This window comes from Pseudomonas sp. Fl4BN1 (genome assembly GCF_009908285.1).
GTDB lineage: Bacteria > Pseudomonadota > Gammaproteobacteria > Pseudomonadales > Pseudomonadaceae > Aquipseudomonas.
The window spans coordinates 1-25,165 of record NZ_JAAARM010000030.1 but is presented as its reverse complement, the minus strand read 5'-3'; the positions used below and the strand labels follow the sequence as shown (position 1 = coordinate 25,165).

The 25,165-nt window shown below is 60.9% G+C and carries 18 protein-coding genes and 1 pseudogene; 17 read left to right on the top strand and 2 right to left on the bottom strand.

Going from position 1 to position 25,165, the window contains the following annotated elements; genetic code table 11:
• Positions 1-35: 35 nt before the first annotated feature.
• Together GV818_RS25950 and GV818_RS25945 are read right to left on the bottom strand one after the other, a co-directional pair.
• Positions 36-1,616 (bottom strand): aldehyde dehydrogenase (NADP(+)), encoded by a 1,581-nt coding sequence (locus GV818_RS25950; RefSeq protein ID WP_161777877.1) that lies wholly within the window; start codon positions 1,614-1,616, stop codon positions 36-38.
• Positions 1,617-1,750: 134 nt separating this feature from the next.
• A complete protein-coding gene (locus GV818_RS25945; RefSeq protein ID WP_161777876.1) occupies positions 1,751-2,698 on the bottom strand; it encodes a dihydrodipicolinate synthase family protein in 948 nt (315 codons plus the stop codon).
• A 357-nt stretch (positions 2,699-3,055) separates the two neighbouring features.
• On the opposite strand from GV818_RS25945, the pseudogene GV818_RS25940 reads away from it, so the two are divergent.
• The 17 genes and pseudogenes from GV818_RS25940 to GV818_RS25860 all read left to right on the top strand — a co-directional run.
• Positions 3,056-3,344 (top strand): annotated as a pseudogene (locus GV818_RS25940) (aldehyde dehydrogenase family protein); the annotation flags it as partial.
• Positions 3,345-4,278: 934 nt separating this feature from the next.
• A complete protein-coding gene (gene tssA / locus GV818_RS25935) occupies positions 4,279-5,835 on the top strand; it encodes a type VI secretion system protein TssA (protein WP_161777875.1) in 1,557 nt (518 codons plus the stop codon).
• 33 nt (positions 5,836-5,868) lie between these two features.
• Positions 5,869-6,372, top strand: coding sequence for a type VI secretion system contractile sheath small subunit (gene tssB, locus GV818_RS25930; RefSeq protein WP_161759331.1), 504 nt, complete (start codon positions 5,869-5,871; stop codon positions 6,370-6,372).
• Between the two features lie 27 nt (positions 6,373-6,399).
• Complete coding sequence (gene tssC / locus GV818_RS25925) at positions 6,400-7,875, top strand: type VI secretion system contractile sheath large subunit (RefSeq protein ID WP_161759330.1); 1,476 nt, start codon at positions 6,400-6,402, stop codon at positions 7,873-7,875.
• A 14-nt stretch (positions 7,876-7,889) separates the two neighbouring features.
• Positions 7,890-8,297: a type VI secretion system baseplate subunit TssE gene (tssE, locus tag GV818_RS25920; protein ID WP_161759329.1), complete on the top strand. Its 408-nt coding sequence runs from the start codon at positions 7,890-7,892 to the stop codon at positions 8,295-8,297.
• A gap of 197 nt (positions 8,298-8,494) precedes the next feature.
• Positions 8,495-10,282: a type VI secretion system baseplate subunit TssF gene (gene tssF / locus GV818_RS25915; protein WP_161759328.1), complete on the top strand. Its 1,788-nt coding sequence runs from the start codon at positions 8,495-8,497 to the stop codon at positions 10,280-10,282.
• Positions 10,246-11,253 carry a type VI secretion system baseplate subunit TssG gene (gene tssG, locus GV818_RS25910; protein ID WP_161759327.1) on the top strand — a complete coding sequence of 336 codons (1,008 nt, stop codon included), beginning with the start codon at positions 10,246-10,248 and terminating at the stop codon, positions 11,251-11,253. The genes tssF and tssG overlap by 37 nt, the downstream gene beginning before the upstream one ends.
• A 6-nt stretch (positions 11,254-11,259) precedes the next feature.
• Positions 11,260-13,920, top strand: a complete 2,661-nt coding sequence (tssH, locus tag GV818_RS25905; protein ID WP_178125120.1) for a type VI secretion system ATPase TssH — start codon at positions 11,260-11,262, stop codon at positions 13,918-13,920.
• 10 nt (positions 13,921-13,930) lie between these two features.
• Positions 13,931-15,448 carry a sigma-54 interaction domain-containing protein gene (locus GV818_RS25900; RefSeq protein WP_161759325.1) on the top strand — a complete coding sequence of 506 codons (1,518 nt, stop codon included), beginning with the start codon at positions 13,931-13,933 and terminating at the stop codon, positions 15,446-15,448.
• A gap of 89 nt (positions 15,449-15,537) precedes the next feature.
• Entirely contained in the window at positions 15,538-15,678 is a 141-nt protein-coding gene (locus tag GV818_RS25895) for a type VI secretion protein (protein ID WP_161759324.1), read from the top strand.
• A gap of 17 nt (positions 15,679-15,695) precedes the next feature.
• Positions 15,696-16,892, top strand: a complete 1,197-nt coding sequence (gene tagH / locus GV818_RS25890) for a type VI secretion system-associated FHA domain protein TagH (RefSeq protein WP_161777874.1) — start codon at positions 15,696-15,698, stop codon at positions 16,890-16,892.
• Between the two features lie 5 nt (positions 16,893-16,897).
• The gene (tssJ, locus tag GV818_RS25885; RefSeq protein ID WP_161759322.1) at positions 16,898-17,404 is read left to right on the top strand and encodes a type VI secretion system lipoprotein TssJ; all 507 of its coding nucleotides are present in this window, start codon (positions 16,898-16,900) and stop codon (positions 17,402-17,404) included.
• Positions 17,401-18,732, top strand: coding sequence for a type VI secretion system baseplate subunit TssK (gene tssK / locus GV818_RS25880; RefSeq protein WP_161759321.1), 1,332 nt, complete (start codon positions 17,401-17,403; stop codon positions 18,730-18,732). The genes tssJ and tssK overlap by 4 nt, the downstream gene beginning before the upstream one ends.
• Positions 18,733-18,737: 5 nt before the next feature.
• Positions 18,738-19,607, top strand: a complete 870-nt coding sequence (gene icmH / locus GV818_RS25875; RefSeq protein WP_161759320.1) for a type IVB secretion system protein IcmH/DotU — start codon at positions 18,738-18,740, stop codon at positions 19,605-19,607.
• A gap of 14 nt (positions 19,608-19,621) precedes the next feature.
• A complete protein-coding gene (gene tssM / locus GV818_RS25870) occupies positions 19,622-23,149 on the top strand; it encodes a type VI secretion system membrane subunit TssM (RefSeq protein ID WP_161777873.1) in 3,528 nt (1,175 codons plus the stop codon).
• Entirely contained in the window at positions 23,149-23,877 is a 729-nt protein-coding gene (locus GV818_RS25865) for a PP2C family protein-serine/threonine phosphatase (protein WP_161759318.1), read from the top strand. The genes tssM and GV818_RS25865 overlap by 1 nt, the downstream gene beginning before the upstream one ends.
• Positions 23,874-24,935: a serine/threonine-protein kinase gene (locus GV818_RS25860; RefSeq protein ID WP_161759317.1), complete on the top strand. Its 1,062-nt coding sequence runs from the start codon at positions 23,874-23,876 to the stop codon at positions 24,933-24,935. Before GV818_RS25865 ends, GV818_RS25860 begins: the two co-directional genes overlap by 4 nt.
• The last annotated feature ends 230 nt before the right edge of the window (positions 24,936-25,165 follow it).

Sequence of the window (25,165 nt, the reverse complement as noted above, 5' to 3'; positions counted from 1 at the left end):
TTGCGGGATGTGGGTTTTTTGGCAGCGGTAGCTCTCTACGAGTGTTCCCGCTGACCGTCGACCAAGCGACTGAGCTTTAGCGGATTATCGCCCCTGATCGCTGATGGCAACAAAGCGTCCGGCAAATTCTGGTAGCAGACCGGGCGAAGGAAGCGAGCGATTGCGGCGGTGCCGACAGACGTCGAGCGAGAATCGGACGTGGCGGGGAACGGCCCACCATGAACCATCGCATCGCACACCTCGACACCTGTTGGCCAGCTGTTAACCAGGATGCGACCGGCTTTGCGCTCCAGGGTCGGGAGCAGGCCTCTCACAGCTTCAAGGTCGCCTTCGTCCATGTGAATCGTCGCGGTCAACTGACCCTCCAGGTGCTCGGCAACCTGGTGGAGCTCGGCCATGTCAGCGCATTGCACAATCAGCGAGGCTGCGCCGAAGACTTCGACCTGCAACTGTTCTTCACGAAGAAAATCCGCGGCCTGTGCCGTGAAAAGGCGGGACTGGCATTGGTTGGGGCCATCACCTTTCGAACCGGCGGCAACCAGGACGGCTTTTGCGCTTTGAAGCAACGCGCCGACACCCTCTTCAAAGGCATTGAAGAGGGTCGGGGTAAGCATGGTTTGAGCGGGGCTGCACATGACTGCGTTTGCAGCGGCGGCGGTGAACGCGTCCAGGGCGGCTCCTTTGACAGCGATAACCAACCCGGGATTGGTGCAGAACTGCCCGGCCCCCTGGTTGAGGGAGCTGACGAACGCTTGCGCCAGAGGCTGGTGCTGAGACTCAAGGGCTGCTGAAAACAAAAACACTGGATTGATTGAGCTCATTTCGGCGTACACCGGAATGGGCTCATGGCGCGCCTGGGCAGCCTTGCACAAGGCCATGCCGCCACTGCGCGATCCGGTGAAGCCAACGGCCTTGATGCGTCGGTCGCTGACCAGCGCCAAGCCTACTTCGCGGCCTGCGCCGAACAGCAACGAGAACACTCCGTCGGGCAGTTTGCATTTCTTGACCGCGGCCTGAACGGCTCGACCAACGAGCTCACTGGTACCAGGATGTGCGCCGTGTGCTTTGACCACTACCGGACAACCCGCAGCGAGGGCTGAGGCGGTGTCGCCACCGGCCACCGAGAATGCCAAGGGGAAATTGCTGGCGCCAAATACCACCACCGGGCCCAGTGCCACGTGCTGCTGACGCAGGTCCAGGCGCGGCAAGGGCTGACGTTCCGGCAACGCATTATCGACTCGAACGTCCAGCCATTCACCCGCGCGCACCGTCCGCGCAAACATTCTGAGTTGGCTGCAGGTGCGGCCACGTTCGCCTTGAATGCGCGCACGCGGCAAGCCTGTTTCAGCGCTGGCTCGTTCGATCAGAGTGTCGCCGAGCGCTTCGATTTCATCAGCAATGGCCTGCAGGAAATCGGCCCGGAGCTCCGGCGAGGTTTCACGGTAGCGATCGAAGGCCGCCCACGCCAATCCGCAAGCCTGATCCACGTGTTCTTGAGTGCCGCCCAGGTAGGGGGGCTCGAGAGTCTCGTTGGTGGCCGGGTTGATCGCCCAGACTGCTTCACGGGTACCCTTTACGGCCTGTTGGCCAATCAGCATTTCACCTGTCAGATTCATGTGGCTTCCTGAGGATCAAAAGATGCTATGCCCGCTCAATCCCCGGATGAAAACAGTTCATCGAGGGATTGCGGGGCACGCGGTAGATCGGGGCGGTCGCGCAGGAGGGGCCGCCTCTGATAGACGTTTGCGACTCAGGCCTTGTTCAGCTCTGCAGACCAGTTGCGGTACCACTCACGGAACAGTGCGTACTGGTTTTCGACGTACTTGCGCTGGGCATCGCTGAGCACGTCGGTTTCGTTGAAGTGCAGGGTGTATTCCGTGTCGCCGTTGAGCACCATCAAATGCTTGTAGTACAGCACCAAGTCGGTGCCTTCGTCGAAGGAGGAAAGTACGGCCAGGGCCGACTCCAGCTCCAAGGCTTGGCGGCGGGCGCAGGCATTGCCTTTGGCGGCTTTCCGGCTCAGGTCGACCAGTTGCAATATTTCACGCGGCAAGGCGTTGCCGATACCGGTGATAGCGCCGGTGGCACCGCAGTTTACGAAGCCGTGGAACACTTGGGTGTCGACGCCGGCCATCAGGATGACGTTCTCATCTTGGGAGGTGATGTGCTCAGCGGCGTAACGCATGTCGACAGCGCCGCCGAACTCTTTGAAGCCGATCAGGCTTGGGTATTGACGGCGCAATTCGAAGAACAGGTCGGCACGGGTAGCGAAGCCATAGTGCGGGCTGTTGTAGATCACCGCCGGCAAGTTGGGGGCAGCTTCGAGAATGGCAGCGAAGTGGGCTTTCTGGGCGGTAAGCGAAGTGCCGCGGGAGAGCACGCGGGGAATGACCATCAAACCATGGGCGCCGACCTTGGCCGCATGTGCAGCGTGGGAAACGGCTTCTTTAGAGTTCACGGCGCCAGTCCCGACAATGGTCGGAACCCCCGCAGCGACCAGGCGGCTGACGCCTTCCTGACGTTGCGCCTCACTCAGTAGTGGCCAGTCGCCCATCGAGCCGCAATAAACCACAGCGCTCATACCGAGTTCGATCATTTCGCGGCCTTTGGCCACGAGCTTATCGAAGTCTGGCTTGCGATCAGCGGTGCACGGGGTCATGAGTGCAGGAATGGTGCCGGTGAAGATGTTGTCGCTCATTGTGACCTCTCGAATATTCGTTTTGTAAGTGCCTCCTTTCAGGGAGGGCAGTCGCTCGCAATGCAAGGCCACCTGAAAACCCTGATTTGCGAATATCGTATACGTTATTTCTTATTCCGCATGTTGTAAAGGGTGATTGAGAGGACGGTTGGTGGCTGTCGCTGAGAAAGCTCGGGAATGTGCGTGGCCATTCAGATGGCAAGCCCGCTGGGTTGTCAGCGATCTTAAAAAAATCATCACGACCGGAAGAGATCGCTGGCGCTGGCGCAGGCGACGCGCGTCGCCTTTGCCCTTAACTGTGCGGCGCCACTGATTGATCGAGCGGTTTTGGAGATTGCGATGAGTGGCAGTGGGTCGGTGCGCGCATTCGACAGCGAAGCCGAAGCGATACGCTTGGCCAATGATTCGCCGTTTGGCCTGGCAGCGGCCGTCATGTCCCGTGATATTCCACGCTGCGAATCGGTTGCCCGGCGTTTTCGCGCCGGGGTTGCCTGGATCAATTGCTCGCAAGCGACTTTTGTCCAAGCCCCTTGGGGGCGGTTACAAGCAGAACGGTATCGGCCGCGAGCTGGGTGAGTGGGGCTACAACAACTACCTGGAAACCAAGCAGATCACGCGCTACAGCGGCGAGGCCTGGGGCTGGTAGTTGAGCTGAAGTGTCCTTTTTCAGCCATGGAAGCCCCGCGGCAGGCGAGTTGCTTGTGGGGTTTTTCAGCGCGGTTGGTGCTAATCAACAACGACATCATGCTTGATCTGGGGGCGCGACTGCGCTCGATGGAAGCGCACGCAGTCGATTGCGATTCAGGATGGGAGTGTGAACTTGAAGAGGAACTCGATGGTATGGACGCTGATGCGGGATGAAGCTGTGTAACTGTAGTCCGCGGTTTGAAGTGATGTTCAAGTGGTTAGGAGCAGAGTTCAGTAACTTGTCTTGGGACTTTCAACTGTTTGTTGTTGATGAATGCTGAAAACAAACTCATGACTAATACTTTCTGCAGTGGAAGAAACTCCTTTGAATTCAATGGGCCAGTGCTGGATATACGCCTTGTTTCTGCTCGGGGCTTTACTGGATGTGCTGCGCAGAATGGACCGACGCAAAGTAGTTAGTTGCTGCTGAATAATATCGAGTTTGATTTAATCCGCTTTTCCTATGCCCGCTGGTTGATACCCAAGAGCTTGAACGGAATCCGGCGCGGACCTTGAAGCTGTGACGCTGCCAAATCCCCCTGTTACGAATCATTGATTCTTGTGCATGTACAAGCTGCGAGCAGCATTGGCTGCTGTATTGGCGCCAGTCCGCCGGTGAGGTTGTAGCCGCTCGACGTTACTTCCTACGTATCGTACTGATTTGCGCAGGCGCATCATTGAAAGCCGTCTGGGCCTGGCATTACAGCGAGGTATATCAACTGAATAAGGGCGACAAATTTTAGCACGGAGGAGACTTTTGGAAGAAAGTCGACTTGATTAAGGAATTGTTTCCCTCAGTTTAGGAATTTTCTTAAGTTAATACTTGTCGCTTAGCGGTTATATTTTTAGCGCATTTGCTGCTTATTCAGCAGGAAGCTCTAAACAGGTCATGGATGAACTACTCAAATAAACTCTCCGCTCATTATCTTGAGCTCGCCAAATCCTCTGTTTCCAAAGGGGATTTTGCGGGCACGGATGTTCGTTTTTCGAGCGAGTACGAGGCCCTTGAGAGTGAGTTGGGCAAAGCCCAGTCCATGCACGAAAGCGGTCAGATCGACTGGCTGAAAGTGCTCGAAAGCAGTGAGACGCTGCTGCGCATGCAGTCCAAGGACCTGCGGGTGGCGGCCTGGCTCACCTGGGCGTTGTATCAGCGGGAGTCCTTCTCTGGCCTGCTGGCCGGTTCTGGCCTCCTGCAGTGCTTGTGTGAGCAGCATTGGCTTGAGGTCTACCCCAGTAAACTGCGTACCCGGGGTGCAGCCATCAGTTGGCTGGTGCCGCGACTGGAGCAGGTCTTCAGCGAGAACATCGCGATCAAGGAGCAGTTGCCGCTGTTTCGCCGTTTGCTGCTGAATCTGGAAAAACTCGACGCTGTGCTGACCCAGCACCTCGGCGATGACGCACCCCTGTTGCTGCCAATCTGTCGACGGCTGTCGAGCATGATCCAGCGCACCGTCGAGCATCAGCCGGAATCCGGCGCGGTGGGCGCGGTGGTGGCCCAGGTCAAGCAGGCCGCGACCCAGCTCTTCTCATCGGCGTCTGCCATCGACAATGAAAAGGACGCGCAGAAGGTCCTGCGTGCCTTGCAGGAACACTCCCGGCCGCTATGCGCCTGGTGGCTCAAGCAGAAGTCCACGGATATGCGCTCCTTGCGCCTTAACCGCACCATGCTGTGGTTACCCATCGACGCGGTTCCCGAGCGCAATGCCGAGCAGGTCACGGCATTGCGCGGGCTCCCGGCGGACAAGCTCAAGACTTACCAGGAACGCTATGCCAGCGGGCAGTTCGCCGATCTGCTGCTGGAACTCGAGGCCAGCCTGGCCAGGGCACCGTTCTGGTTCGACGGGCAGCGCCTGGTCTGGGAATGCCTGCAGGAGCTGAACGCCGACCAGGCGATGCGCGAAGTCGAATTTCACTTTGCGCTGTTGCTGCAGCGCCTGCCAGGTGTGGTCGAGTTGCGCTTTCACGACGGTAGCCCCTTTGCCGATCCAGCCACTCGCGCCTGGATCAGTGCCCATGTCATGCCCCATCTGTCCAGCACCAGTGCGCCGCGCCAGGTCGAAGCCAGCGCCAGCCAGCCGGTGTGGGAAGAGGCCCTGGAAGAGGTCTTGCCGATCCTGCGCAAGGATGGTCTCAAGGCTGCGGTTCAGGTGCTCAAGCCGGGCTTGCAGAGCGCTCGAGGCGGTCGTGTGAAGTTCTTCTGGCATTTCAGCCTGGCGCGGCTGTGTTTCATCGCCAAGAAGTACGAGCTGGCCAAGACCCAGCTGGAAACCCTGGATCAACAATTACAAAGCTCGGGCCTGCACGCCTGGGAGCCGGATCTTGCGTTGGAAGTGCTGCACCTCCTGTATAGCTGCTGTGAGTTGTTGCCGCAGAACCACGCAGTGCGAGAACGCAAGGAAGAGATTTATCGCAGGCTGTGCCACCTCGATCTCGAAGTGGTACTCGAATAGGCCCCAGGGCCAATCATCGCAAGGAGAAAACCCATGGCCAAAGAAGGCTCGGTAGCCCCCAAGGAACGCATCAACGTCACCTTCAAACCCGCAACCGGCGGTGCTCAGGAGGAGATTGAGCTACCGCTGAAGCTATTGGCGATAGGCGATTACACCCAGCGTGTGGACGAGCGCAAGGTAGAGGATCGCAAGCCGATCAGCATCGACAAAATGACCTTCGATGAAGTGTTGGCCAAGCAAGAGCTGAGCCTGACGCTGAGCGTGCCTAACCGTCTTCAGGAGAACAGTGACACCGATGAGCTGGCGGTGAGCCTGCGGGTCAGTTCGATGAAGGACTTCAACCCGGCCAGCCTGGTAGAGCAGGTGCCCGAGCTGAAAAAACTGATGGAGCTGCGCGATGCCTTGGTGGCACTCAAGGGACCGCTGGGTAACGCCCCGGCATTTCGCAAAGCCATCGAAGGCGTTCTCGCTGACGACGAAGCCCGCGTTCGTGTACTTGGCGAACTGGGCCTGAACGCCGCAGCCGCAGACGCCTGACCCAATCAGCCAAGGAAGCCAACACCCATGACTACCCGTGCCGCACAACAGAAAAGCAATGAGAATGGCGAGTACAGCATTCTCGACGGCATCATCGCCGAAACCCGCCTGACGCCGAACGACGAAGCCTACAACATCGCCAAGCGCGGTGTATCAGCCTTCATCGAGGAGTTGCTCAAGCCGCAGAACAGCGGTGAGCCGGTCAAGAAGGCCATGGTTGATCGGATGATCGCCGAGATTGATGCCAAGCTCAGCCACCAGATGGATGAGATTCTCCACCACCCGAGCTTCCAGTCGCTGGAGTCGGCGTGGCGCGGCCTGCAACTGCTGGTGGATCGCACAAACTTCCGTGAAAACATCAAGATAGAAATCCTCAACGTCTCCAAGCAGGATCTGTTGGACGACTTCGAAGATTCGCCGGAAGTGATGCAGGCTGGCCTCTACAAGCACATCTACACCGCTGAGTACGGCCAGTTCGGTGGCCAGCCGGTGGGTGCGATCATCGCCAACTACTTCATGTCGCCCAGCTCCCCTGACGTGAAACTGATGCAGTACGTGTCCAGCGTTTCCTGCATGTCCCATGCGCCGTTCATCGCCGCCGCCGGTTCGGATTTCTTCGGCCTGGAAAGCTTCACTGGCCTGCCGGACCTGAAGGATCTGAAGGACCATTTCGAAGGCCCGCAATTCGCCAAGTGGCAGAGCTTCCGTCAATCGGAAGACGCGCGCTACATCGCCCTGACCTTGCCGCGTTTCCTCCTGCGCAACCCGTACGACCCGGAGGAGAACCCGGTCAAGTCCTTCGTCTACAAGGAAACCGTTGCCAATCACCACGAGCACTACCTGTGGGGCAATACCGCGTATGCGTTCGGTACCAAGCTGACCGATAGCTTCGCCAAGTTCCGCTGGTGCCCGAACATCATCGGCCCGCAGAGCGGTGGCGCGGTGGAAGACCTGCCGTTGCACCACTTCGAAAGCATGGGCGAAATCGAAACCAAGATTCCCACCGAAGTCCTGGTTTCAGACCGTCGTGAGTACGAACTGGCGGAGGAAGGCTTTATCTCCCTGACCATGCGCAAGGGCAGTGACAACGCGGCGTTCTTTTCCGCCAACTCGGTACAGAAGCCGAAATTCTTTGGCATCAGCGCTGAAGGCAAGACCGCCGAGTTGAACTACAAGCTCGGCACCCAACTGCCGTACATGATGATCGTCAACCGTCTGGCTCATTACCTGAAAGTACTGCAGCGCGAACAACTCGGTTCGTGGAAGGAGCGCACCGATCTTGAGCTGGAACTCAACAAGTGGATCCGTCAATACGTTGCCGACCAGGAAAACCCAAGCTCCGAGGTCCGTGGCCGGCGGCCACTGCGTGCAGCACAGATCATCGTCAGCGATGTGGAAGGTGAGCCGGGTTGGTATCGCGTCAGCCTGAACGTGCGCCCGCACTTCAAGTACATGGGGGCTGATTTCACCCTCTCTCTGGTTGGCAAGCTGGACAAAGAGTAACCGGGAGCCCGCTCATGAACGGATACGGCAGCCTGTTTGAACGCTTGAACGCAGAGGCCGACCAGCGCGTCGGCTGGAGCCGCGAGGCCTGCGCGATGGCATCGGTGGCTGCCCATCTGGGCAAGATGCTCAGCACCCGTGCGGGCAGCGTGCAGACGCTGTCCGATTACGGGTTGCCCGATCTCAACGACATGCGCTTGAGCTTGCACGACGCCCTGAGCCAGGCCCGCCAGGCCATCGAGCATTTCATCGAGGCCTACGAGCCGCGGCTCAGTCAGGTGCGTGTCGTTTCCCTGCCGCGTGATCATGACCCGCTCAAGTTGGCGTTCAGCATTGAAGGCTCGCTTGAGGTCGACGGGATCAAGCGTCAGGTCAGTTTTTCCGCCTGCCTGGATGGCAGCGGACAGGTCAAGGTCAGTTAAGGAAACCACGATGACAGGAAACCCCGAAGTCTGCGCCAGTGCTCCTTGCGACTGCCCAGGCCACGACCTTGGTTGGATGCCCCGTATCCGCTGCGAAAGCCGGCGGGATCACTGGCGAGTGGGATGACTCTGGGTGCGTACCGGCAACTGCGTTGCACCGAGGTTATCCACGACTCTTACTACCAGGCATTCAGCCCATGTCCTTTAACCACTATTACCAAAGTGAACTCACGGCGTTGCGCCAGTTGGGTCGCCGCTTCGCCGAGCGTAGTCCGGCGCTGGCACCCTTCCTGGGACAGGCCGGGCGGGATCCGGATGTGGAGCGCCTGCTCGAAGGGTTTGCGTTTCTGACGGGGCGTTTGCGCCAGAAACTCGATGACGAACTGCCTGAACTGAGCCATTCGCTGATGCATCTGCTGTGGCCGAACTACATGCGGCCATTGCCAGCCTTCAGCATCTTGCAGTTCGAGCCCTTGCAGCAGTCCGGGCCCGCTCAGCGGGTAGCGCGAGATACGCCGGTGGAGAGCCAACCGATCGATGAGGTTCGCTGTCGCTTTCGCACCTGCTACCCGACTGAAGTCCTGCCTCTTGACCTGACGGCGCTGAGCTACTCGGTCAAGGGCGATGGCGCATTGCTCAGCCTGCGGTTGCAGATGAGCTGCGACGGTCATCTCGGTGAGCTGAATCTGAGCCGCCTGCGCCTGCACCTGGCCGGTGAGCGCTACATCAGCCAGATGCTTTACCTCGGCCTGTTGCGCAACCTCGAGGGCATTGAACTGGTGCCGCTGGGGACGGGGGGTGTAGCGCTGCCCGGGGTCAATGGCGATCCCATGTCGTTCAAGATAGCGGGCAGCCATGTGCAGCCCGTGGGCTTCGCTGAAGAAGAGGCGTTGATCCCGTATCCGCTGAACACCTTCCGCGGTTATCGCTACTTGCAGGAGTATTTTGCCTTCCAGGACAAGTTCCTGTTCGTCGATCTCACCGGCCTGGACCTGCTGCAGGCATTGCCGCAAGACATCCTCAAGCAGATGCATGGCCTGGAACTGCGCTTTGACATTCGCAACAGCGGCGCCCAGCGCCTGCGTCCGACCCTGGACAACGTGAAACTCTACTGCACGCCTATCGTCAACCTGTTCAAGCACGATGCCTTGCCGATTCGCCTCGATGGCAAGCAGGACGAGTACCTGTTGCTGCCCGGCAAATACGACCTGAAAAACTGCGGTGTATTTTCCATTGAGAGCGTCACCGGCTGGAAACCGGGCGGCCTGGGTTACCAGGCGTATGTACCGTTTGAGTCCTTCGAGCATGATCCGAGTTTCGACGTGCCGCAGAGCCGTCCGCACTACAGCATCCGCCAGCGCTCTTCGTTGTTGCACGACGGCCTCGACACTTACCTGAGCTTCGGCACCCGCCACACCGACGCCCAGGAAACCCTGTCGATCGAGCTGATGTGCACCAACCAGAACCTGCCGCGCCAGCTCAAGCTCGGCGACATCAACCAGTTGTGCGAGGAAACTCCGGAGTTCCTCAGCTTTCGCAACATCACCCCGGTCACGTCGAGCTACGCACCACCGCTGAACCGCGACTTCCTGTGGCGACTCATCAGCAACATGTCGCTCAACTACCTGTCGCTGGCCAACGTTGATGCGTTGAAGGTGATCCTCGAAACCTACGACTTGCCGCGCTACTACGACCAGCACCTGGAAAAGGTCAGCAAGCGTTTGCTCGGTGGGCTCAAGTCGATACGTCACCAACACGTCGACCGCCTGCACCGAGGCTTGCCGCTGCGAGGCTTGCGCACCGAGCTGAGTATCGATCCGCAAGGTTATATCGGCGAAGGCGATCTGTTCGTTTTCGCGTCGGTTCTTAACGAGTTTTTTGCTCTTTACGCCAGTCTCAATTCCTACCACGAGCTGCGAGTAAAAAGTACACAGGGAGAGGTGTACAAATGGGCACCACGCATGGGGCTGCAGCCCCTGCTTTAAGCCGGCTGAGCGAGGGAATACGCGAGTATTCGCTGTTTCAGGCGGTGCTGCTGGTGGTCGATCGATTACGCGACGCCCATCCGTACCTGAGCGAAGAGGAACTCTATGATCAGCTGGAGTTCCAGGCCAATCCGAGCCTGGGTTTTCCTGGCAGTGACGTCGATCGCGTGGAGTTTTTCGAAGAGTGCGGCCTGCTGCGCGCACGCCTGCGTTTCAACCTGATCGGGCTGTTCGGCGCGAGTTCGCCGCTGCCGGCCTTCTATGGCGAACAGGCCCTGGGCGATAGCGAGGAGGGTAACCCGACGCGCAATTTCCTCGATCTGTTCCACCACCGCCTGCAACGCCTGATGCTGCCGATCTGGCGTAAATACCGCTACCGCGCCAGTTTCAAGAGCGGTGCCCTCGACCCGTTTTCCGCCCAGTTGTTTGCCTTGATCGGCCTGGGTGGCGAAGACATCCGCCAGGCCCGGGAACTGAACTGGAAACGCTTGCTGCCGTACCTCGGGCTGCTCAGTTTGCGCGCGCATTCGGCGGCGCTGATCGAAGCCGTGCTGCGTTACTACTTCAAGCACGCGGACCTGGTGATCGAGCAGTGCATCGAGCGCCGGGTAGCGATTCTCGACGAGCAGCGCAACCGCCTGGGCCAGGCCAACAGCCAGCTCGGCGAGGACCTGGTGTTGGGCGAACGGGTACGCGACCGCAGTGGCAAGTTTCGCATTCATATCCGCCAGCTTGACTGGCAACGCTTCCACGAATTCCTGCCGATCGGTTTCGGTTATCAGCCGCTGTGCGCGCTGGTGCGCTTCACCCTGCGTGACCCGCTGGACTACGACATTCGCCTGGTGCTGCGCCAGGAGGAAATTCGTGAACTGCGCATTGGCGAGCAAAACGCTTGCCGCCTGGGCTGGACCAGCTGGCTGGGCCATGAACACGCCGATGGCGTGGTGACCCTGGGTAGCAAAATTCATTAAGGACGGATGAACATGATCAACGTGGACCTGCAACAACTGATTCAGGCACTGGACGCCGAAACCCGCCGTGACCTGGAGCATTGCGCCGAGCGTTGTGTGGCCCGTGGCGGCAGCAAGATCCTCGTCGAAGACCTGCTGCTGGGCTTGCTTGAGCGCCCTCAGGGCCTGCTCGCCCGTGCCTTGCAGGATGCTGAAGTAGACGCGGGCGAATTGAGCGCGGCGTTGCAGGCGCAGGTCGAGCACAGCGCTTCGCGCAACCCGGTGTTCGCCCCGGAACTGGTGCAGTGGCTGCAGGATGCGTTGCTGGTGGCCAACCTCGAATTGGGGCAGACCCAGGTCGAACAGGCGGCGTTGATTCTGGCGCTGTTGCGTAACCCGATGCGCTACGCGGGCAGCCGTTATCAAACGTTGCTGGCTCGGCTGGATATCGAACGGCTGAAGGCCTTTGCCTTGGCGCAGAGCGCCCCGGCGGCGACGGGTGTGAAGGCGGCCCAGGGCGAGTCGTTGTTGCAGCGCTTCACTCACAACCTCACCCAACAGGCCCGCGATGGCCAACTGGACCCGGTGCTGTGCCGCGATGATGCGATCCGCCAGATGATCGACATCCTCGCTCGTCGCCGCAAGAACAACCCGATCGTGGTCGGTGAGGCTGGAGTCGGCAAAACCGCCATCGTCGAAGGCCTGGCCTCGCGTATCGCCGCCGGTGAAGTGCCCCCGGTGCTCAAGGGCATTGAGCTGCTTGCCCTGGACATGGGCCTGCTGCAAGCGGGCGCCAGCGTCAAAGGTGAATTCGAGCGGCGCCTGAAAGGGGTGATTGACGAGGTCAAGGCCTCGCCAAAACCGATCATTCTGTTCATCGACGAAGCTCACACCTTGATCGGTGCGGGCGGCAATGCCGGCGGCTCCGATGCGGCCAACCTGCTCAAGCCGGCCCTGGCCCGCGGTGAGTTGCGCACCATCGCGGCGACTACCTGGACCGAGTACAAAAAATACTTTGAGAAAGATCCGGCCCTGGCCCGTCGCTTCCAACCCGTGCAACTGCACGAGCCGACCGTTGCCGAGGCGGTGACCATCCTGCGTGGCCTGGCCCAGGTCTACGAGAAAAGCCATGGCATCTACCTGCGGGATGATGCAGTGGTGGCGGCAGCCGAACTGTCCGCCCGTTACCTTGCGGGTCGCCAGCTTCCGGACAAGGCCGTCGATGTGCTCGACACCGCCTGTGCCCGGGTCCGCATCAGCCTCGCTGCGGCGCCGGAAAGCCTGGAGCGCCTGCGCGGCGAACTGGCTGAAGGCGGCCGGCAGTGCCAGGCCCTGCGTCGCGATGCCGAAGCCGGTCTGGTCATCGACCAAGAGGCGCTGGATACCCTCGAGGCGCGTCTGGTTGACGCCGAGGATGAGCAGCAGGCACTGGAAAAACTCTGGAGCGAACAGCGTGGGTTGGCCGAGCGTTTGCTGGCACTGCGTCAGCAACTGGCCAAGGCCCGCGATTCGGCCAACCAAGAACCTGTGCTATCGGTGGCAGAAGACGCCGCAGGCACCGTGATCGAAATCCTCGAAGCACCTGTACCGGAAGGTCAAAGCGTGGAAGCGCTGGAAGCGGCGCTAAAGCAAACCCATCGTGCCCTGGGTGATGCACAAGTCCGCGAGCGTCTGGTCAGCTTCGAAGTCTGCCCGCGCCTGGTGGCTGAGGTGATCAGTGCCTGGACTGGCGTGCCCCTGGCGCAACTGGCCCGTGAGCACAACGCCAAGGTGGCGAGTTTCGCCACGGACCTGCGCCGCCGTATTCGCGGCCAGGAACAGGCCGTGCATGCGCTGGACCGTTCGATGCGGGCCACCGCGGCCGGGTTGAACAAACCGGATGGGCCCGTCGGGGTGTTTCTGCTGGTGGGGCCGAGCGGGGTCGGCAAGACTGAAACCGCCCTGGCCCTGGCCGACCTGCTGTACGGCGGCGAACGTTTTATCACCACCATCAACATGTCCGAGTTCCAGGAAAAACACACCGTGTCGCGGCTGATCGGCGCGCCGCCGGGTTACGTCGGCTATGGCGAAGGCGGCATGCTCACTGAGGCGGTGCGGCAGAAACCGTACTCGGTGGTGCTGCTCGACGAGGTGGAGAAGGCTGACCCGGATGTGCTCAACCTGTTCTATCAAATCTTCGACAAGGGCGTGGCCAACGACGGCGAGGGGCGTGAAATCGACTTTCGCAACACCCTGATCCTGATGACCTCGAACCTGGCCAGTGAACACATCAGCGCCTTGTGCGAGAGCGGTGAGCGACCGAGCGCCGAGCATCTGGAAGCGACCATCCGCCCGGTACTGAGCAAGCACTTCAAACCGGCCTTGCTGGCGCGCATGCGCGTGGTGCCGTACTACCCGGTGAGTGGCCCGGTACTGCGCGAGCTGATCGAAATGAAACTCGGTCGTTTGGGCGAGCGCCTGAACCGGCGTCAGCTCGACTTCAGCCATTGCCAGGACCTGGTTGATCACTTGGCCGAGCGTTGTACTCAAAGTGAGAGTGGCGCGCGCCTGATCGACCATTTGCTCGACCTGCACGTACTGCCGTTGGTGGCCGACCGCCTGCTGGATGCGATGGCCACTGGCGAGCACCTCAAGCGTGTGCACGCAACGCTCGATAGCAGCGGCAGCGTGGCCTGTGAGTTCGCCTGAGGTGGGGCTGATGTTCAGGCGCGTGCCGCAGCCGCTGGTTTATGCAGAGGCACTGCTGGCGCAATTTGCCGACTTGTCCCGTGCCGCGGAAGGTACGGTGCTGCTTGACGACTTTGTCCGCGCCGTGGCGCAGCTCAGTGGTTGTGAGCTGAGCCAGCTGTACCTGCTCGATGCCAGCCACACCTGTCTACAGCTCAGTGCCGAATGCCTGGACGGCTTATTGCAGCCGCGTGAAGTGACGAGCCAGCCGGCAGACTACAGCGCTGAGCCACTGCTGCAGTTCGCTCTGTGCCAGAACCGCGTGGTGAGCCTGGTGGGCTTGAGCCACAGCGTTCACGAAACCAGCTTCCTGCCAGCCCGCAGTGCGTCGTGGCAGTCGCTGTTGTGCGTACCGCTGGTCAACTCGCGCAAGGCCGTCGAAGGCCTGCTGCTGTGTGCCAGCCCTGAACATGACGACCTGCAGGTTTTTGCCGACTCGCTGGGGCAACTGGGGTCATTTGTCCTGGGGCAGTTGGCATTGCTGCGACGTTTGCGTTGCCCCCTGGGTGAGCCGGCTGTGGCTCTCCCGCCCGAGGTCATCACCAGCGGTTATGGCTTGATCGGCAACAGTTCGGCAATGCGCCAGACCTATCAACTGATCAGCAAGGTGCTGCACAGCCCTTACACCGTGTTGCTGCGGGGCGAGACCGGCACCGGCAAGGAGGTGGTGGCGCGCGCCATTCATGACTACGGTCCGCGTCGCTCCCAGGCATTCATCGTGCAGAACTGCGCGGCGTTCCCGGAGAACCTGCTGGAGAGTGAGTTGTTCGGTTATCGCAAGGGTGCGTTCACCGGCGCCGACGGCGATCGACCCGGGCTGTTCGACGCAGCCAATGGCGGCACCCTGTTGCTGGATGAAATCGGCGACATGCCGCTGTCCCTGCAAGCCAAATTGCTCCGTGTGCTGCAGGACGGCGAGATCCGCCCGCTGGGCTGCAATGACACGCACAGGATCGACGTGCGAATCATTGCCGCCACCCACCGCGATCTGGTCGCGTTGGTCGGCGAAGGCAAGTTCCGCGAAGACTTGTACTACCGCCTGGCTCAGTTTCCGATCGAGTTGCCGGCCTTGCGTCAACGTGAAGGCGACATTCTCGAGCTGGCCCGGCACTTCGCCGACAAAGCCTGTGCCTTTCTCCAGCGCGACCCGCTGAGCTGGTCCCCCATGGCCCTCAACCATCTGTCTGGCTACGCCTTTCCAGGCAACGTGCGCGAGCTCAAGGGCCAGGTGGAGCGTGCGGTCCTGCTCTGTGAAGGCGGCGAGCTTCTGGCTGAACATTTTTCCCTGAGCATTGAAGTCCTGCCGCAGGACCTGAGCCTCAACCTGCGCGAGCAACTGGAACACGTCGAGCGTCATCTGTTGCTCGATTGCCTGCGCAAGAACGCCGGCAATCAAACCCTGGCGGCCCGCGAGCTGGGCTTGCCCAGACGCACGCTGCTGTACCGCCTGGGGCGCCTGAATATCAATCTTGGCGACTTCGAGGTGTAGCCATGCATGACGCATTCAGCCCTTTTTCGTACTGCTCGGCGCGCCCGCAAGGGCGGGCGTTTTGTGCACTTACCTATGGAGACCTTCTGATGTCTGTTCGTCACTGGCAAGCCGTCCTCTTGGCCCTGGTTGTTCTTGTTGGCCTCGGCGGCTGTAGCGGCAATTACAAATTCAACGACAGCACCTATCGCCCACTGGGTGATCCGCAGGCGGTCAATCGCGGTAAGTGAGCGCAAGGAGCATCACCATGGAACTGGTTTTTGAAATGCTGAATACCAAGCAGTTCGTGCCAGCGCAGTTGAGCAGCAAAACCTTCGGGCAGGCTGGCGGAGTCATCGGCCGGGGCGAGGATTGCGAGTGGGTGATTCCTGATCGCCGGCGCCATTTGTCCAACCATCATGCGTTGGTCAGTTATCGTGATGGGCGGTTTTTCCTCACCGATACCAGTAGCAATGGCATCCAGGACAGTGGCAGCGGTGCGCGCCTGCGCAAGGGTGAACCCCAGCGTATCGAGCAGGGCAGTGTCTACGTGCTGGGGGATTTCGAGATCCGTGCGCGGCTGCTGCAAGCCCCGGAGACCTTCGAGCTTGAAGCCGGTCGCCCGCAGGCTGCCGGCAGCATCATTCCGGATAACGCTTTCTTTGATCTTGACCCACTCAAGGCGTTGCAACAGCAGGAGCAGAGCGGGGCGCAGCTTGACGAGCTGAGTGCGCTCAACCTGCAGCACCAGGAGTCCGCACCGCGAGCCGACTATGCCCGCATCGATATGGAACGCTTGCTGGTGCCGGAGCTGGTGGCGCCACCTGAGCCGCAGGCCGTGCCGGAAGCCCAGGAGGTGGCGCGTCAGAGTGAAGCTTTCTGGCAGCGTTTCGCTGCAGTTCTGGGTGTCGATCTCAAGGGGCTTGATGATGACCAACGTGAGGCATTGGCAATCAATGCCGCGCGCCTGCTCAAGCAGAGCATTGCTGGCTTGCAGCAGAGTCTGCGGACGCGCCGCGAGCTGAAAAACGAGCTGCGCCTGCCCCTCACCACGGCCCAGGACCACAGTAAGAACCCGCTCAAGCTGGCTGCGGATGCCGAAACGGTACTGGGCATCCTGCTGCAGGGTAACAAGCCCGGGCAACTGCCCGCCGAGCAAGCAATTTCCCGTGCGTTCCGCGATCTGCAGGCGCATCAGGTGGCACTGCTCAGCGCCAGTCGCGCCGCGGTACGCAGCACCCTCGAACACTTTTCGCCGCAGCTGTTGACCCTGCGTTTCGAGCGCGATGGTCGCCAGCCGTGGCTGGCGACTTCCGGCAGTCGCTGGAGAGCTTACCGCCGCTATCACCAGACGCTGTGCCAGGACGCTGACTGGAATGAGCGCCTGTTGGCGCGGGATTTCGCCCAGGCCTATGAAGAACAGGTCCGTCTGATCTCCACCCTTCACATCGACGATCAAGGATGACCTGCATGTCTCACCGTACCCACCTGCTAAGCAAAGCCCTGGCTGCGTTGATGGCGCTGGCGCTGTTGGCTGGCTGTTCATCAATGTCGCCGTATTCGACCGTGACCAAGCTGAACCTGAAGCTGATCGCCAGCGACAAGCTCAACCCCGACCTCAATGGGCGTCCGTCGCCGATCGTGGTACGGCTGATGGAACTCAAGCATCCGGTAGCGTTTGAGAACGCCGACTTTTTCAGCCTCTACGAGCGCGCCAAGGAATCTCTGGCGCCGGACCTGGTGGCCAGCGAAGAGCTGGAGCTGCGTCCGGGCGAAAGCGTCGAACTCAAGCTGCGGGTCGAAAACGGCAGCCGTTTCGTCGGCGTGCTTGCGGCCTATCGCGACCTGCCGGAAAGCCAATGGCGCTATGTGGTGCAACTCACTCCGGTGGAGGTCACCGAGGCCAGTCTGACCCTCGACCAGTCCGGTATCCGCAACAGCCACGAAGTGTTCGCCCAAGCGGATGACAACTCATGAACGTGCATAAAATCATTTGGCAGGAAGGCATGTTGCTGCGGCCCCAGCATTTCCAGCACAACGATCGTTACTACGACTACCAGATGAAAACCCGCACCCAGTTGCTGAGCAGCTACAGCTGGGGGTTCCTGGCGCTGGAGATCGACCTGCAGTTTCTCAACATGGGCAAACTGGTGATCAGCCAGGCCTCCGGGATCCTGCCCGACGGCAGTCTGTTCGAGCTGGGGGGCGACACCGAGCCGCTGGCCCTGGATGTGCCGCCCAATACGGGGAATACGCCGGTCTACCTGGCACTGCCGCTGGTCACTGGCAACCATATCGAGTCACGTCGTCCAGAGCAGTCCGATGTGCTGGCGCGCTACACCGTCTACGAGGCGGAAATCGCCGACTCCAACGCCGGTGACGACTCCAGCAGCCAACTCAGCTGTGCTCGCCCGGACTTCCGTTTGTTGCTGGGTGAGCAGCAGAGCGAGCAGGCCTACGTCAAATTGAAGATCTGTGAAGTGCTGGACGCGACCCCCGATGGCGTGATCAGCCTTGATGCGGATTTTGTGCCGACCTTCCTGCACACCCATTCCTCCGCCTATCTGCTGTCGTGCCTGAAAGAAATCATCAGCATGCTCAGCCATCGGGGCGACACTATCGCCGAGCGCATTCGCTCCAACGGCAAGGTGGGTGGCGCCGAGGTTGGCGACTTCATGATGCTGCAACTGATCAACCGCACCGAGTTGCTGTTGCGGCATTACCTGGAGCTTCAGCATGTCCACCCGGAGGAACTCTATCGCACGCTGCTGAGCATGCTTGGCGAGCTGGCGACGTTCGCCAGCGACAGCAAGCGCCCGCGACTGGACAGCCGCTATCAGCACAGCGACCAGGGCTTGAGCTTCCGCAAACTGATGGATGCGATTCGCCAGGTGCTGTCGATGGTGCTCGAGCAGCACGCCATCGAGCTGCTGCTGCAACCCCGCCAATACGGGGTGCTGGTGTCGCCGCTGCATGACCACAAACTGCTGGGCTCGGCCTCGTTTGTGCTCGCCGCCAGTGCCAACTGCGACTCCGAAGAACTGCGGCATCGCTTGCCGGCGCACCTCAAGGTCGGGCCGGTGGAAAGCATTCGTCAGTTGGTCAACCTGCACCTGCCGGGGATCAAGGTCCGGCCCTTGCCAGTGGCCCCGCGGCAGATCGCTTTCCACTCCAATAAAACCTATTTCATCCTCGAACTCAGCCCCGAGGACTTGGCACAACTGGAGCGCTCGGGTGGTTTCGCCTTTCACGTGTCCGGTGAGTTCGCCGAGCTTGAATTGAAATTCTGGGCCATTAGGAACTGACCGACATGATCAAGGACATGGAACACCCTCAGGACGAAAAGACCGTCCTGCTTGACCGTCATGGACATGGCCCGGCGCAAAGCCCGCTGACCGACTTCGCTGAACCACCGCGTTTCGAACAGCTGGAAGAGCGGATGATCTATGCCGCGCGCCTGGGCCCCGCACAATCCTTCAGCGTCGGCCTCAACGCACTGGTGGCGGCGGCGTCCGACCTGCTGTCGGAAGTGGTTCGACTCAAGCACAGCGACACCGCTGAAGACCTGCCGGCGCTCAACGCGCGCCTGAGCGCCAGCCTCAAGCAGTTCGATGTGCGGGCCCTGCAAAACGGTGCGCAAAGCAGCCAGGTGATGGCCGCACGCTATGTGCTGTGTACGGTGGTCGACGAGGCGGTGGTGACCACCTCCTGGGGCAACGAAAGCAAGTGGTCGCAAATGAGCCTGCTCAGCAGCTTCCACAACGAAACCTTTGGCGGCGAGAAGTTCTTCCAGTTGCTGGATCGTTTGTCGAAGAACCCGGTCAAGCACCTGCCGATGCTGGAACTGATGTACCTGTGCCTGTCGCTGGGCTTCGAGGGCAAGTACCGAGTCATATCCCGCGGCATGCTCGAACTCGAAGGGATTCGCGATGCGCTGTACCGGCAGATTCGGCAGTTGCGTGGCGATGTGCCCCGTGAGCTTTCGCCGCGCTGGGAAGGGCTGCGCGATCAGCGTCGCAGCCTGGTGCGCATCGTGCCTTGGTGGACGGTTGCGCTGTTCACGGTGGTGTGCCTGGTGGTGATGTACTCGGGGTTCGCCTGGGTACTTGGCCAGCAGCGCGAAAGCGTATTGCAGACTTATCAGCCGCTTGACTCGGTGGCGGTCCAGCCCCAGCAGTAAGACAGGGACGTGTGATGAATAATTTCTTCAAGAAAGCCGGCGCCTTCCTGCGCAAGACCTGGGTCTGGACGCTGCTGTTGGTGCTTTTCGTGGCCGTGCTGGTGTGGTTCGTCGGGCCGCTGCTGGCGGTCAACGACTATAAGTTCTGGGCCGGCGCAACCTCGCGCCTGCTGACCATCAGCCTGTCGTTCCTGCTCTGGGGCTTGGCGATGGTCTTCGTCAGTTGGCGCTCCGGAGTGCGCAAGAAAGCCGTCGAGGACAGCGAGGCAGGGCAGGAGCGCATCCATCGTGACGAGTTGATCGACCAGGAGCACAAGGAGTTGCATGAGCGCTTCAAGGACGCAATGCGCACCCTCAAGAGCTCAAGCCTGTATCGCGGCCGCAGCGAGCGCTGGCGCAATGATTTGCCCTGGTACCTGCTGATCGGTCCGCCAGACAGCGGCAAGACCAGCCTGCTGGACTTTTCGGGCCTGGAATTCCCACTCAACAAGATGGGCCGCAAGCTGACCCGCGACACCGTCGGTACTCGTCACTGTGACTGGTACTTCGCCGAGCATGGCGTACTGATCGACACCGCAGGCCGTTACCTGACCCAAGCGGCTGCCGAGGTCGACGCCAGTGCCTGGAGCACCTTGCTCGGCCTGTTGCGCAGGCGTCATCGCGGTCGTCCACTGAATGGCGTGCTGGTGACCCTCCCGGTGGAGACACTGCTGAGCGATGATGAGCAGGCGCTGGATACCCTGGCGCACCAGGTGCGCATGCGCTTGCAGGAGATTCATCAGAAGCTGCACGTCGATGTGCCGGTCTACCTGGTACTCAGCAAGGCTGACCAACTGTCGGGGTTTGATGAGTTCTTTGACCAGATGAGTCGCGAGGAAAGCGATCAGGTACTCGGCACCAGTTTTGGCCAGGAACAAAGCGGCACCGATGTAGCGGTACTGCGCCAGGAGTTCGAGGAGTTGCTGCGGCGCTTGAACAGCCAGGTGATCATGCGCATGCACCAGGAGCGAGACACCCAGCGCCGTGGCCGCATCCTCGACTTCCCGCACCAACTGGGGCAGATCGGTGAGCGCCTGTGCCTGTTCGTCGACATGGCGTTCACCGGCAATCGCTATCAGCGGCCCACCCAGCTACGTGGTTTTTACCTGACCAGTGCGCCCCACCTGCTTGAACAACTCGATCAGGATACCGCCAGTATCGGTTCTAACCTGGGCATGGCGGCCGCTGTCCTGCCGACCCTGCGCAGCGGTCGGGCGCGGTTCATTCACCACTTGCTGAGTCGGGTGATCTTCCCCGAGGCCAACCTGGCCGGCCTGGACCAGCGTGAGCGCCGACGCATTCACTGGGGCCAGCGCGCCATGTATATCGGCGCCCTGGCAGCCCTGGCGGTGTTTGGCCTGCTGTGGACGGGGAGCTTCTCGGCCAACCACGGGCGCCTGGAGCAATTGCGTTCCCTGGCGCAGGCCTGGACCGAGCAACGCACGAGCCTGACTGCGCGTGACGATGCACCGACACTGCTCAAGCTTCTCGACACCCGCTATGCGGCCACTCAGGTCTTTGCGCCCGAGGGCAATGTGTCGTTGCATGAGCGTGGCGGACTGTATCAAGGCGACGCTAGCAATCCGCTGGTCCTGAGTGCCTATGAGCGTGAGTTGCAGGAGCAACTGCTGCCAAGAGTCGCGCAGATGCTCGAAGGGCAGATTCGAACCAACATGCGCGACCGCGAGCGCCTGCTCAACAGCCTGCGGGCCTACCTGATGCTGAACATGCAGGATCGCCGGGATCCGTCCCTGCTCAAGGACTGGGTGGCTCGAGACTGGTCCAGCCGCTATGCCGGCAACACGGCTTTGCAGAACGGCCTGAATGGGCACTTCGAGCGCCTGCTCGAGTTGCCGTTCAGTTACCCGCTCAACGATGCACTGGTGGGCCAGGCCCGTCAGGTGCTGCGCAGCGAATCGCTGGCCAACGTGGTCTACCGGGTGCTGCGCGAACAAGCCCGCAGATTGCCGCAATACCGTCTGAGCCAGCACCTGGGGCCACAAGGTGGCCTGTTTGTCGGTACCGACTATGTGATTCCCGGTTTTTATACCCAGCAGGGTTATCAGCAGTATTTCTCGATCCAGGGCTCGGCCCTGGTCACCGATATCCTGCGGGACAACTGGGTGCTGGGCGAAGGCTCGGGAATCAGCGGCATGGATTTGCATCGGCTGATGGTCGAGCTGGAGCAACTGTACTTTCGCGACTACGCCAACCACTGGAGCGAAGCCGTGGGCCAGGTCAGCCTGCCGCCGTTCAGCGATGCCGGTGAAGGGGCCGAACAGCTGGCCAGTCTGACCGCGGCCAACTCGCCGTTGTTGCAGTTGCTGGTGGAGATCCGTGAGAACACCCGTTTCCAGAGCATTGTCGAGCCTGCTGACGAGGTCGCCGCGTCCGCGGACAAGGCGGCGGACCAGGGCGGCGTGCAGGGCAAGGTGCTGGCCGCCGTCGCGGGGAAGGCCCAGCAGGCGCTTGCCAAGAGCCTGCCGGATACGGCAAAGAAGGCGCTGCAACGGCGTTTCGAACCCCTGCATCGCTTGCTGGATGACAACAACGGCCCGGCGGCTGACCTGACCCCGGCGCTACAGGCGCTGAACGACCTGCAACTGCAGCTGTCCAGCCTGGCCAGGGCCAGCCAGCCTGACCAGGCCGCGTTCGAGATGGCCAAGGTGCGCATGAGTGGCCAGCGCGATGCTTTGAGCAGTCTGCGCAATGCCTCTGGGCGTCTGCCACGGCCGGTGAGCCTGTGGTTCAACATGTTGGCCGAAGACACCTGGCGTCTGGTGCTCAACGACTCGTACCAGTACCTCAATCAGCGTTATCAGAGCGAGTTGTACAGCTTCTACGGCAAGGCGATCAGCAAGCGTTATCCGTTCAACGCCCATAGCAGCAGCGATGTGGCGATCAACGATTTTCGCGAGTTCTTCAAGGCCCAGGGCATCGCCGAGCGTTTCTTCGACACCTACATCCGCGCTTTCGTCAGCGGTGATCCAGGCAGCTACCGCCTGCGCAGCATCGATGGCCAAAGCCTGCCGATCAACAAGGCCTACCTTGAGCAGATGGTCGCCGCGCAAGTGATTCGCCAGGGGTTCTTTGCCCAGAATCCGGCCGAGCCGCAGGTGCAGTTCAGGCTTGAGCCGTACACCCTCGATCCAGCGGTCAGCCGGGCCGAGTTCCGCTTCGGCAACCAGCAACTGGAATACCGCCACGGACCGATTGTGCCGATGTCCTTCAAGTGGCCGACCGATGCCGAAGAGGGTCGAGCCAGCCTGGTGCTGGACAAGATAGCCGGCCGGCCGATCGGTATCGAGAAAAACACCGGGCCCTGGTCATTGTTCCGTCTGTTCGACCTGATGCAGACCGAATACCTGACCGGTCGTGATGTACTGGTGCTCAAGGCTGAACTGGGTGGCTTGCGGGCCAATTATCTGTTGCTGAGCCAACGCACGCCGAACCCGTTCGAGATGAGCGTGCTGCGCTCCTTCCGTATGCCGGCGCAGCTCTGATGTGGGTTGCCAGTACCTGGCGCAGCGCCGCGCGGACCGATCCGGGCAAGGTTCGGCTGCGCAATGAAGATGCCTTTCTCGATTGCCCGGAGCAGGGGCTCTGGGTGGTCGCGGATGGCATGGGCGGTCATCAGAGCGGTGACGTTGCCAGCCAGTTGATTGTCGCCAGCCTGGCGGACCTGGCGCGGCATGACAGTTTCGAGGGCCGGCTCAACGACTTGCGCCAGTGCCTGCATTGGCTCAACCGGCGTCTGGGCCAAGAGTTGACGGTCACTGCCGGGCGGCATGACAGCATCGTTGGCAGTACCGTGGTCGCGCTGTTGCTGGAGGGCAACCGCGCAGCCTGTATCTGGGCCGGTGACAGTCGCTGTTATCTGTGGCGCGGGCAGTGCCTGTACCAACTGTCCAGGGACCACTCGTTGATGCAGCAACTGGTTGACGAGCAACAGCTGAGCCCGGAACAGGCCAGCGCCCACCCCGACGCCAATGCCCTGACTCGTGCGGTGGGTGCCAGCGAGCGCTTGACCCTGGATGTGCTGGAGTTCGAGGTCCGTGCGGGTGATGTTTTCCTGCTGTGCAGCGACGGCCTGTACCAGGGGCTGACCCGGGATGCGTTGGGCAGGGCCTTGAGCCTGGCGTCGCCGCGGATTGCCCTGGAACGCCTGTTCGAGGGGGCATTGCGCGGCTCGGCCCGAGACAATCTGACGGCTGTGGTGATTCGCCAATGAGTGATCTGAAACCCGATGGGGAGGATATTCTGGTCAGCGAGGCAGAGGCCAATGACTTGACCTATTTCGCCTTCGTCAAACCCAAGCCCGTTTCAGTCGCCGTGGCGCAGCCCAAGGGCAAGGGCCGCAGCCGGCGGAGGAAAGGTTCCAGGCCCAAGCCTGTGGAAGCTGCCCCGGTCGCCGCGGTGCCGGTGCTGCTGGCGGGTCGCTATCGACTTGAGCGTCTGTTGGGGGCAGGGGGCATGGGCACGGTCTATCGGGCGCGTGACCTGCTGCATGAGCAGTTTGGTGATCCCGATCCTTACATCGCGCTCAAGGTCTTGAGCGAAGAGTTTGCCGAGTCACCGGATGCAGGCCTGGTGCTTTACAGCGAGTTCGCCCTGACTCGACGCCTGTGTCACCCGAACATCGTGCGTCTGCACAGCTTTGAAGTGGATGCTCAATGTCAGTGCGCGTTCATCACCATGGAGCTGATGCGGGGGCTGACGCTGGACAAGCTGCTCTGCGAACACCCGAGCGGACTGCCGTGGAAAGCCCTGCAGGAGGTAGTCGTGCCGTTACTCGACGCCCTGGCCTATAGCCACGGACGTGGCGTGCTGCATGGGGATCTGAAGCCGAGCAACGTGATGCTCAGCGAAGAAGGCGTGCGCTTGTTCGACTTCGGCCTGGGCCAGGCCGAGGCGGGTGTCTTGCCTGGTTTGCCTCACCTGAGCCGCACCCGCTTCAATGCCTGGACCCTTGGCTACGCGGCGCCCGAATTGTTGGAAGGCGGTGCCTTGTCGGCCGCTGCCGATCTGTACGCCGTTGCTTGTGTGATCTTTGAACTGGCCACTGGCAAACATCCCTTCCGGAGGTTGCCGTCGACCCAGGCCCGTGATCAACGCCTGGATCGCACGCTGCAGGCGCCAAAGCATCTTCCCCGGCATTGCTGGCCGGTGCTGCGCTCGGCGCTGGCTTTCAATGTGCAAGAGCGCAGCGCCACCCTTGATGCACTAGTTGCCGCGATGCGTGGGGAGTCGCCCTGGTGGTCACGCTGGTGGTCTCGGTGCAGAGCTTAGGCCTTGAGCAACGGAGTCTTGATTGCTGTCTCCAGGTTGCCGGTCCAAGAACGATTATTGCCCTTGATGGCTTTTGGCCTTGATGCGCAAGAAGTTGCGCACTCCAATGGGGATAACCCTGTGGGTACATGGCTGTAGGCGAGATGGCTGGGGCTGTACAGAGGAGTGCGCAAGAAGTTGCGCAGTACTGCGCAACTTCTTGCGCACTTTCCATGGGATCTCGGGCCTGA